The organism is Micromonospora sp. CB01531, from assembly GCF_001905095.1.
In the GTDB taxonomy this organism is placed as follows: domain Bacteria; phylum Actinomycetota; class Actinomycetes; order Mycobacteriales; family Micromonosporaceae; genus Micromonospora.
The window spans coordinates 55,754-65,259 of the sequence record NZ_LWLS01000013.1 but is presented as its reverse complement, the minus strand read 5'-3'; the positions used below and the strand labels follow the sequence as shown (position 1 = coordinate 65,259).

At 72.6% G+C, this 9,506-nt stretch carries 12 protein-coding genes; 8 read left to right on the top strand and 4 right to left on the bottom strand.

Annotated features, from left to right (window positions below; genetic code table 11):
• Positions 1-153, bottom strand: a 153-nt coding sequence (locus tag A6A27_RS45655) for a cytochrome ubiquinol oxidase subunit I (protein ID WP_241825075.1), incomplete at its 3' end; no start/stop codon positions are given.
• A gap of 277 nt (positions 154-430) precedes the next feature.
• On the opposite strand from A6A27_RS45655, the gene tnpA reads away from it, so the two are divergent.
• From tnpA to A6A27_RS04335, 3 genes are read left to right on the top strand one after another with little or no spacing between them, the layout of a single operon-like run.
• Entirely contained in the window at positions 431-829 is a 399-nt protein-coding gene (gene tnpA / locus A6A27_RS04345; protein WP_073833130.1) for an IS200/IS605 family transposase, read from the top strand.
• Entirely contained in the window at positions 830-2,047 is a 1,218-nt protein-coding gene (locus tag A6A27_RS04340) for an RNA-guided endonuclease InsQ/TnpB family protein (RefSeq protein ID WP_073833128.1), read from the top strand.
• Positions 2,044-2,877, top strand: coding sequence for a lysophospholipid acyltransferase family protein (locus A6A27_RS04335; protein WP_083672416.1), 834 nt, complete (start codon positions 2,044-2,046; stop codon positions 2,875-2,877). Before A6A27_RS04340 ends, A6A27_RS04335 begins: the two co-directional genes overlap by 4 nt.
• 31 nt (positions 2,878-2,908) lie before the next feature.
• Here the strand turns inward: A6A27_RS04335 and A6A27_RS04330 are convergent, their stop codons facing one another.
• Positions 2,909-3,280, bottom strand: a complete 372-nt coding sequence (locus A6A27_RS04330; protein ID WP_073833126.1) for a DUF4180 domain-containing protein — start codon at positions 3,278-3,280, stop codon at positions 2,909-2,911.
• Entirely contained in the window at positions 3,273-3,728 is a 456-nt protein-coding gene (locus A6A27_RS04325) for a helix-turn-helix domain-containing protein (RefSeq protein ID WP_241825065.1), read from the bottom strand. Before A6A27_RS04325 ends, A6A27_RS04330 begins: the two co-directional genes overlap by 8 nt.
• 99 nt (positions 3,729-3,827) lie before the next feature.
• On the opposite strand from A6A27_RS04325, the gene A6A27_RS04320 reads away from it, so the two are divergent.
• From A6A27_RS04320 to A6A27_RS04310, 3 genes are all read left to right on the top strand, one after another.
• Complete coding sequence (locus A6A27_RS04320; RefSeq protein ID WP_073833278.1) at positions 3,828-4,595, top strand: glycerophosphodiester phosphodiesterase family protein; 768 nt, start codon at positions 3,828-3,830, stop codon at positions 4,593-4,595.
• A gap of 14 nt (positions 4,596-4,609) precedes the next feature.
• Positions 4,610-6,001 (top strand): MFS transporter, encoded by a 1,392-nt coding sequence (locus tag A6A27_RS04315; protein ID WP_073833122.1) that lies wholly within the window; start codon positions 4,610-4,612, stop codon positions 5,999-6,001.
• Between the two features lie 86 nt (positions 6,002-6,087).
• Complete coding sequence (locus tag A6A27_RS04310; RefSeq protein WP_073833120.1) at positions 6,088-6,801, top strand: thymidine kinase; 714 nt, start codon at positions 6,088-6,090, stop codon at positions 6,799-6,801.
• A gap of 2 nt (positions 6,802-6,803) precedes the next feature.
• On the opposite strand, the gene A6A27_RS04305 is transcribed toward A6A27_RS04310, so the two are convergent.
• A complete protein-coding gene (locus tag A6A27_RS04305) occupies positions 6,804-7,262 on the bottom strand; it encodes an Rv0361 family membrane protein (protein ID WP_073833118.1) in 459 nt (152 codons plus the stop codon).
• A 107-nt stretch (positions 7,263-7,369) separates the two neighbouring features.
• Here A6A27_RS04305 and A6A27_RS04300 point away from each other — a divergent pair, with 107 nt between their 5' ends.
• Together A6A27_RS04300 and A6A27_RS04295 are read left to right on the top strand one after the other, a co-directional pair.
• The gene (locus A6A27_RS04300; RefSeq protein WP_073833116.1) at positions 7,370-9,076 is read left to right on the top strand and encodes an acyl-CoA dehydrogenase family protein; all 1,707 of its coding nucleotides are present in this window, start codon (positions 7,370-7,372) and stop codon (positions 9,074-9,076) included.
• 56 nt (positions 9,077-9,132) lie between these two features.
• Positions 9,133-9,504 carry a VOC family protein gene (locus tag A6A27_RS04295; protein ID WP_073833277.1) on the top strand — a complete coding sequence of 124 codons (372 nt, stop codon included), beginning with the start codon at positions 9,133-9,135 and terminating at the stop codon, positions 9,502-9,504.
• Positions 9,505-9,506: the final 2 nt, after the last annotated feature.

Below are 9,506 nucleotides of genomic sequence, written 5' to 3'. Positions count from 1 at the left end.
GGTGAGCTTGAGGTACCGCTCCTTGCCGGTGCGGTGCCACATGGTCTGGAGGATCGCCACCAGCACGGACAGGCCGATGGTCAACGGCACGAAGAGAAAGTGGTAGACGGTGGTGACACCGAACTGCCAGCGGGCGACGTCCAACGCGTCCACTGAAACCCCCAGCTGTGCGTACTACGAGACGTAGTAAATACTACTCGGCGTCGTAGAAGGATGGGCAGGGCCGGCGGTCCTGACCCGGGTCAGGACCAATGACCCTGATCACCTCTGCCCTAGGGCCCGGGGTCGGGTTGGGTCTCTGCTAGCCGCACGAGCGCGACGATCTACCACCGATCGAAACGTGTAGCGCACAAACCACCGGCTTCAGTCTTGGGTTGAGGGCATCAGCTGGGGGCAGGCAGTAGACAGCGCTGAGCTGTATAGTGCGTGCGTGTCCGTCACGGTGCGCTCGAACAGCAACATCGTCTTTCAGTGCGCCTTTCACGTGGTGTGGTGCCCGAAGTACCGGCGGCGCGTGCTTGGCGGGCGGGTCGCGGAACGGCTCAAGCAGCTCATCCGCGAGGTGATCGAGGAGAAAGGGGCGTGGCTGACGGCCTTGGAGGTCCTGCCCGACCAGGTGCACCTGCTGGTCGAGGTGGATCCGCAGCTCGGCGTTCACCGGCTGGTCAAGGCTGTCAAGGGGCGTACGTCGCGGGTGCTGCGGGAAGAGTTTCCATCGCTGCGTTCCCGGCTGCCCACCTTGTGGACGAACTCGTACTTCGTAGCGACTACCGGCGGTGCCCCACTGGCGGAGGTTGAGGAGTATGTCGCGCAGCAGAAGGGCCGTTGAGTGCAGACCGGGCGTCGGTATCTGCTCGCGTTGACCGGGGAGCAGGCCGTCTACGCCGAGCAGGTGGGTGCGGTGTGTCGGGCGGTGTGGAACACGGCGTTGGAGCAGCGTCGTGCTTACCGCCGCCGTGGCGGGTTCATCGGCTACGACGAGCAGGCCCGGCAGATGGCTGAGGCGAAGAAGGACCCGGACTGTGCGTGGTTGGCCGACGTGCCGTCGCACACGTTGCAGCAGACCCTGCGGGACCTGGAGCGGGCGTGTAAGACGCATGGCACGTGGAAGGTGCGCTGGCGGTCCAAGACCCGCACCGCCCCGTCGTTCCGGTTCCCCGGCCCGAAGCAGATTGGCGTGCGGCGGTTGAATCGTCGGTGGGGTGAGGTGCGGCTGCCGAAGTTCGGTTCGGTCAGGTTTCGGTGGACCCGCCCGCCGGGTGGCACGATCCGTAACGCCACCGTCTCGCGTGACGGCAGGCGCTGGTACATCTCGTTCTGCGTCGAGGACGGCGTTGCCGAGGCGGCTCCGAACGGCAAACCGCCGGTCGGCGTCGACCGGGGTGTAGCCGTTGCCGTGGCCACGTCTGATGGGGATCTGGATGACCGGGCCTTCGTCACGCCCGGGGAGGCAGCAAGGCTCAAGCGGTTGCAGCAGCGCCTGTCGCGGTCGCTGCGGGTTCACGGCCGCAACCGTGGGTCGAAGCGCCGGGATGCTACCCGCGCGCAACTCGGCCGGCTTAACGCCCGTATCCGGGCCCGCAGGGCTGACTTCGCCGCGCAGACCGCCGTGCGCCTGGTCCGCGAGCACGGCATGGTCGCTGTCGAGGGCCTGCGGATCAAGAACATGACGGTCAGCGCCAAAGGCACCGTTGAGCAGCCCGGCCGTAACGTGAAGGCCAAGGCTGGCCTGAACCGGGCCATCCTCGCCAAGGGTTGGGGCGGGTTCCTGCTGAAGTTGGAGCATGCCGCCCGCTATCACGGAGCAAAGATCGAGAAGGTCAACCCCGCGTACACGTCGCAGACCTGCAACGCCTGCAAGCATGTCGCCGCGGAGTCCCGCGAGAGCCAAGCGGTCTTCCGGTGTGTCGCCTGCGGGCACCAGGACCACGCCGACGTGAACGCGGCCAAGAACATACTCGCCGCCGGGCTGGCGGTAACAGGGCACGGAGACCTCGCCGAAGGGCAGTCTGTGAAGCGCCAACCAACCCGAAGGCTTGCGGCATGAACACTCAGCGGCCTCGGGAATCCCCCGCCCCCACGCGTGGGAAGGAAGTCAAGGACACCCCGACCACCCCTTGGCGGGCGCCGCTGCTGTGGCGCGCCGCGCAGCTGCTCGCCCGCGGCGTCGTCGGCCTGCTCGGCCGCCTCGAGGTCACCGGCGAGGTGCCGGCCGACCTGCGGCACGGGCCGCTGATCCTGGCCGCCAACCACATCAACCCCTTCGACCCCGTGGTCCTCGCCGCCGCCTGCCGGGCCCGGGGCGTCGCCCCGCGGATCATGGCCACCGGTGGGCTGTTCCGTGCCCCGGTGCTCGGCCCGCTGATGCGCCGTGCCGGGCACATCCGGGTCGACCGGGGCACCAGCGCCGTGCACCAGTCCCTGGAAGCCGCCGCGGCGGCCGTGGCCGGCGGTTCGGTGGTGCTGCTCTACCCGGAGGGGCGCATCGGGCTGGACCCCGGGATGTGGCCCGAACGCGGCAAGACCGGCGCCGCCCGGCTCGCCTTCGCCAGCGGCGCCCCCGTCGTCCCGGTCGCCCAGTGGGGCTCCCACGAGGTGCTGCCGTACCGGGCGCCCAAGGGCCTGCTGCGCGCCGTCGCCCGGGCGGTCGTGCGGCGACCGGTGATCCGGGTGCACTTCGGCACCCCGGTGGTCCTGAGCCACCTGAATCCCGGCACGCCCGGAGCCGCCCGGCGGGCCACCGACCGGATCATCGACGCGATCACCGACAACCTGGCGCGGCTGCGCCCCGACGAGCCGTACTGGCCGCGCCACGTGGACCCGGGCCGGCCGGCCGACACGGCTCGCGCCCACCGTCGCCGCCGGCCGGGCCGCTGACCGGGCGCTCGAGAGCCCGGGGCCGCCGGGGTCAGGTGGCGGCGGCCAGCCGGGCGTCGAGCGCGGCCAGGTCGGGCAGGAACCAGACGTGGCCGTGGCGGTTGGACTCGGCTACCAGCGCCCGCAGTGCCACGCTGTCCGCGAGGTGCCGGGTGATGTCCCCGACGACGACCAGCCGCAGCCGGTAGTTCACGAACTTCTGCATGATCTCCCCGGCGAAGCGGGTGCCGAGGGAGAAGAAGCGCGGGTCGAGCCGGTCCGCCGGCACGGCCACCACCTCGGCTCCGCCGAAGGCCGCACCGCCGATCAGGTCGAGGGCCTCCTGGGTGGTGGTCACCGGCGGGCCCGCCGGGTCGCACACCAGCACCGCCACCCCGGCCCGCTCCTGCAGCACGTCAGGCATCCCGGACCTGCCCGGCGAGCAGGCCGTTGCCGCCCTGCAGGACCGCGTCGAGCAGGCGCAGCAGGTCGGCGGTGGTGGCGGCGTCGCCCAGCACAATGATCTTCATACGGTGGCGCTCCTCGTCATGGACGGTCTGGACGCGCAGCGGGCGCGTCGGGTCGTGGCCGGTGTTGACGCCGGCGAGCACGAGCGTGGCGAGCCGGTCGGCGGCGGCCCGGTCGACGCCGTCGACCTGCACGATGCTCGACACCTCCAGCACTGGCGCACCGGTGGGCGGCGCCGCCGCGGGCCGTCCGGTCAGCGCGTCGAGGTCGGCGCGGGAGATCCGGTACTGCTTGCCGATCCGCGCCGCGCGCAGCCGGCCGGCGCGGATGTAGCCGCGCACGGTGCGTACGTGCAGCCCGAGCAGCTCGGCCACCTGCTCGACCGAGTACATGTCATTACTCATCGTGCCCCATCCTAGGCATGATGGGGAAGGATAGGGAAGTTCGTTGTGGCGACGTCGGCCGGTCACCGGGACGCCACCGAGGCCCGGCATACTTCCGGCGTGCAGCCCCGCTACGGCTACCTGGACGCCCCCGCACCGCTGGCCTTCGCCCACCGCGGCGGCGCGGCCGACGGCGACGAGAACACCGCCGCCGCGTTCGCCCGGGCCGTCGCCCTCGGCTACCGGTACGTGGAGACCGACGTGCACGCCACCGCCGACGGCGTGGCGGTGATCTTCCACGACGCCACCCTGCGCCGGGTCGCCGGCGAACGGGGCCGCATCGCCGACCTGCGCTGGGCCGACCTCGCCTCGGTACGCGTCGGCGGCGCCGCCCTCGTGCCCCGCCTCGACGAGGTGCTCGCCGCCTGGCCGGAGGTCCGGTTCAACATCGACGTCAAGGCCGACGGCGGCGTCGCACCGACCGTCGACACGGTCACCCGGGCCGGCGCCGGCGACCGGGTGCTGCTCGCCTCGTTCAGCGACGCCCGGCTGACCCGGCTGCGCGCCCTCGCCGGGACGAAGATCGCCACCAGCCTCGGCATGCGCGGGGTGGCCCGGCTGCGGATGGCCTCCCTGCACGGGCGGTCGCTGCGGCTGCCCCCGTCCGTGGTCGCCGCCCAGGTGCCCGTCCGGTACGGGCGCATCCCCGTGGTCGACCGGCGGTTCCTCGCGTACTGCCACCGGATCGGGTTGCAGGTGCACGTCTGGACGATCGACGAACCTGCCGACATGCACGACTTACTTGATCTTGGTGTGGATGGCATCATGACCGATCACGTCGGCCTGCTGCGCGACGTCTACCGCAGCCGCGGCCACTGGGCCGCCTGAGACGAAGGACCCCGATGGCCGAAACGGTCACCCCTGCCGTCGCCGAGCCCGCCCAGCCGGGCAGCACCCGCCGCGAACGCACCGGCTGGTACTTCTACGACTGGGCGAACTCCGCCTTCCAGACCACCGTGATCACGGTGTTCCTCGGGCCGTTCCTCACCACCGTCACCGAGCTGGCCGCCGGCTGCGAGCTGGGCGCCGACAGCTGCCACGGGTACGTGCACCCGCTGGGCATCCGGGTCGCCGCCGGCTCCTACTACCCGTACCTGATCTCGCTGTCGGTGTTCCTCACCGTGTTCGTGCTGCCGGTGATCGGGGCGATCGCCGACCGGTCGGCGCACAAGAAGCGGCTGCTGGCCGCCGCGGCGTTCACCGGCGCCGCGGCGACCATCGCGTTCGCCTTCGTCACCGGCGAGCGGTACCTGCTCGGCGGGGCGTTGTTCCTGATCGCCAACATCTCCTTCGGCGCGGCCGTCGTCGTCTACAACTCGTTCCTGCCGCAGCTCGGCGGCCCCGACGACCGTGACGCCATCTCCAGCCGCGGCTGGGCCATCGGCTACCTCGGCGGCGGGCTGCTGCTCGCGCTGAACCTGGTCGCGGTCAGCATGCTCAGCGAGGAGGGCAACCCGCAGCGCACCCTGGACCTGGCCCGCTGGTCGATCGTCTCGGCCGGCGTGTGGTGGGCCGCGTTCACCCTGCTGCCGCTGCGCTGGCTGCGCGAACACCCCACCGCCGCGGCGCTGCACGCCGGCGGCAACGTGCTGACCGACGGGTTCAAGCAGCTCGGCCGCACGCTGCGGGAGATCAAGGCGTACCCGCTGACGCTGTTCTTCCTGCTCGCCTTCCTGGTCTACAACGACGGCATCCAGACCGTCATCACCCTGGCCAGCCAGTACGGCACCCAGGAGCTGAAGCTGGAGCAGGGCACGCTGATCGTGACGATCCTGCTGGTGCAGTTCCTCGCCTTCGGCGGCGCGCTCGCCCTCGGCGCCCTCGCCCGGCGCATCGGCGCATGGAAGACCGTGCTGCTGTCCCTGGTGCTGTGGACCGCCGTGATCATCGCCGCGTTCCGGCTGCCCGCCGAGGCGCCGCTGCCGTTCATGGTGCTCGGCGGCTGCATCGGGTTGGTGCTCGGCGGCAGCCAGGCGTTGAGCCGGTCGCTGTTCAGCCAGCTCATCCCCGCCGGCAAGGAAGGCGAGTACTACGGCTTCTACGAGATCAGCGACAAGGGCACCAGCTGGCTCGGGCCGCTCGCCTTCGGGCTGGTGTTCCAGCTCACCGCCTCGTACCGGGTGGGCCTGGTCTCCCTGCTGATCTTCTTCGTGCTCGGGTTCGCGCTGCTCGCCGCGGTGCCGATCCGCCGGGCCATCGTCGCCGCCGGCAACACCCCACCCCGGGTGCTGTAGCCCGGCCGGATGCGCGGGCCGGGCACGACGTCCCGGCCCGCGCATCGGCAAGATCCTCTCGCGTCGATGGACTAGGCTGCCCCGACGTGACCGACAACGCCGCCGCCCCGATCTGCCTGGCCCGGCCCCTCTCCGGCCCCGGCACCGACCGTGCCGGCGGCTGCGCCGCCGCCCGTGGCGGCGACGGGCGGCCGCTGCACGCCGCCGCGCTGAAGTTCTTCTGGGGGCCGATGGACTGCGGCAAGTCCACGATGGCCCTGCAGATGAACTACAACCACGCCCGGCAGGGCCGCCGTGGCCTGGTCACCACCCGCATCGACCGGTCGCTCGGCCCGCAGGTCACCACCCGCATCGGCCTGGCGCACGCCGCCATCGAGGTCACCGACGAGCTCGACCTGCGCGACCTGGTCCGCGACGCGCTCGCCGACGGGATACGCGTCGACTACCTGATCTGCGACGAGGCCTCCTTCTACAACCTGGAGCACGTCGAGCAGATGGCCGAACTGGTCGACGAGTACGACGTCGACGTGTACGCGTTCGGCCTGGCCACCGACTTCCGCTCCTGCCTCTTCCCGGCAGCGCAGCGGCTGTTCGAACTCGCCGACGAGGTGGCCCGTATCCAGATCGAGGTGCTCTGCTGGTGCGGCCGGGAAGGGCTGCTCAACGCCCGGGTCGTGCACGGGCGGGTGGTCCGCGAGGGCGAGCAGGTCGTCATCGGCGATACCGTGGACGACGCCGACGTGCGTTACCAGGTGCTCTGCCGCCGGCACTACCGCTCCGGTGACCTCGGCCCGCGCTGAGGTCAGAACGGGTCCCCGCACACCCGCCACTTGCCGTCCTCCTGCACCACCCGCAGGGTGCGCTCCTCGCTGGCGCCGCCGTCGCGGGTTAGCCGCGCCTTCACCGTGGCGCGCGGGATGCCACGCTCGGTGGCCACCGACACGTCGGTGATCTCGTAGCCGCTGACCTGCGGCGGGGTGCGCACCCAGCTGCCGAAGCCGACCGCGCTCCACCGGCTGCGCGCGTCCCGGCACAGCTTCTGGTACGCCTTGTCGGTGTCCCCCGACGCCACCTCCCGCAGGAACGCGTCGGCGGTGTCGCGGACCGGGCCGTTGGCCTGCAGCATCATCTGCACGTTCCAGACGCCCAGACCGGCCACGCCGATCAGGCACAGGCCCAGTCCGAGGCCGGCCAGCACCAGACCGCTGCGGACCGGCCGGCGGGGCCGGGCCGGCCGGCTCCACGCCTGCTCCTTGCCCATCGGGATCGACCGTATGTGCCCGTTACGTCACCGCGCAGCCACATTGACCCTGTCGCGTCGGTGGCGGCATCGTCTACCGTCGGCCCACACCCCTCGAAGGAGTGAGCATGACCCGCTACGTGCAGCCGGCACCGACCCCCGACGACCCGTACAGCGGGGACCCGCTGCTGCGGTCCTGGCTGGAGCGGCACCTCGGCCCGGCCGGACACGCCGCGGCGAAGGGCCGGCTGGCCGACCTGGCCGCCGACGTCGCCGGGCCGCTGCGGGCCGCGCACGCCGACGCCGAGACGCACCCGCCCACCCTGGTCCGGTACGACCCGTGGGGCGCCCGCGTCGACCGGATCGACACCTCGGCCGGCTGGCAGGCCCAGCGGGCCGCCGCCGCCCGGCACGCCGTGGTCGCGCTGCCCTATCTGGAGTCCGCGCGCGGCACCTGGGGGGCCGCCGCCCGCGTCGTCCAGCACGCCCTGCTGCACCTGTACGCCCCGGAGTCCGCCACCTTCTCCTGCCCGGTCGCCATGGCCGACGGCGCCGCCGCGCTGCTCAGCCTCCCCGAGGTCGACGGGGCCGTACGCGAGGCCTGGCTGCCCCGGCTCATCTCCACCGACCCGGACACCGCGATCGTCAGCGGGCAGTGGATGACTGAGTCGCAGGGCGGCTCCGACCTGTCCCGGTCCAGCACCATCGGCCGGCCCGCCGCCGACGGGTCGTGGCGGCTGACCGGGGAGAAATGGTTCTGCTCCGCCGCCGACTCGCCGATGGCGGTGGCCCTGGCCCGGCCCGACGGCGCCGGGCGGGGCAGCCGGGTCCTCGCGCCGTTCCTGGTGCCCCGCTACGCCGCCGACTCGCCGCTGGCCGGCGCCTCCGCCGCCCCCGACACGCCGGCGCCCGGGGTGACCGTGCACCGGCTCAAGGACAAACTCGGCACCTGGGCGCTGCCCACCGCCGAGATCGGGCTGCGCGACGCGTACGCGCTGCCGCTCGGTGACCCGGCCGTGCCCGGGCTGGTCCGGGCGATGACCCTGGTCGTGGTGACCCGGGTGCACAACGCCTCCGCCGCCGCCTCCGGCATGCGCCGCGGCCTGGCGTTCGCCCACGCGTACGCCGAGGGCCGGCAGGTGGCCGGCGGCCGGCTCATCGAGTCGCCGCTGCACCGGGCCACCCTCGGCGCCCTCGCCGTGGACGCGGCCGGCGCGTTCGTCCTCGCCGGGCACGCGTTCGCGCTGCTCGGGCGGGTCGAGGTCGGCGGCGACCCGGACGCGGCCGCCGAGCTGCGGGTGGTCGCGCCGCTGGCCAAGCTCGCCACCGGGCGGCTCGCCGTGGCCTCCGCCAGCGAGTATGTCGAGGCGTTCGGCGGCGCCGGCTACGTCGAGGACACCGGGGTGCCGCGGCTGCTGCGCGACGCGCAGGTGCTGCCGATCTGGGAGGGCACCACCAACGTGCTCGCCCTGGACGTGCTGCGCGCGGTCGCCCGGGAGGACGCCGGCGCGCCGCTGCTGCGCCGGCTGGCCGCCGCCGTCGACCTGGCCCGCCCGCTCTCCCCCGCCCTGGCCGACACCCTGGCGGCGGTGACCGAGGAGCTGCGCACCCGGCTCGCCGAGGTGACCGCCGACCCGGCCGCCGTCGAGGTGGTCGCCGGGGCGCGTGGGCTGGCGCTGCGCGCCGCGTACGCGCTCATCACCGCGCTGCTGGTTGAACACGCCGCGTGGGGCGACGAGCAGGCCGAGACGGCGGCCTGGCTCTGGGCCCGACGCCGGCTGCGGCACGAGGACATCGCCGCCGACGCCCACCGGCACCTGGAGCTGCTCTGCTGAAAGAGCCGACCGGTACCTGCCAGAGGATGTCAGGATCTGGCGACAGGATGGTCGGCATGACAGTGCACGCCGACCTCGCGATGGTCAACCTCGACAGCTCCGACCCGGCCGCCCACGCCGGGTTCTACTCCCGCGTCCTGGGCTGGGAGGTCACCCACAGCCAGGCCGAATACGCCATGATCAGCAAGGACGGGACGTCGATCGGCTTCGGCCTGGTCGACGGATACACGCCGCCGGTCTGGCCGGACGAAACCGCCGGCAAGCGCTACCACCTGGACGTGTACGTCGCCGACCTGACCGTCGCCGAGAAGGAGTTCGTGGCGGCCGGCGCGACCAAGCCGGAGTTCCAGCCGGGCGGCGAGCGGTGGACCGTGCTGATCGACCCGATCGGCCAGCCGTTCTGCATCTGCCCGCGCCCACAGGGCTGAGC

Excerpts from the sequence above, each read along its gene's own strand:
- A6A27_RS04335 (WP_083672416.1), top strand. The coding sequence starts at position 2,044 with ATGAACACTCAGCGGCCTCGGGAATCCCCCGCCCCCACGCGTGGGAAG.
- A6A27_RS04330 (WP_073833126.1), bottom strand. The coding sequence starts at position 3,280 with ATGCCTGACGTGCTGCAGGAGCGGGCCGGGGTGGCGGTGCTGGTGTGC.
- A6A27_RS04325 (WP_241825065.1), bottom strand. The coding sequence starts at position 3,728 with ATGAGTAATGACATGTACTCGGTCGAGCAGGTGGCCGAGCTGCTCGGG.
- A6A27_RS04315 (WP_073833122.1), top strand. The coding sequence starts at position 4,610 with ATGGCCGAAACGGTCACCCCTGCCGTCGCCGAGCCCGCCCAGCCGGGC.
- A6A27_RS04305 (WP_073833118.1), bottom strand. The coding sequence starts at position 7,262 with ATGGGCAAGGAGCAGGCGTGGAGCCGGCCGGCCCGGCCCCGCCGGCCG.
- A6A27_RS04300 (WP_073833116.1), top strand. The coding sequence starts at position 7,370 with ATGACCCGCTACGTGCAGCCGGCACCGACCCCCGACGACCCGTACAGC.
- A6A27_RS04295 (WP_073833277.1), top strand. The coding sequence starts at position 9,133 with ATGACAGTGCACGCCGACCTCGCGATGGTCAACCTCGACAGCTCCGAC.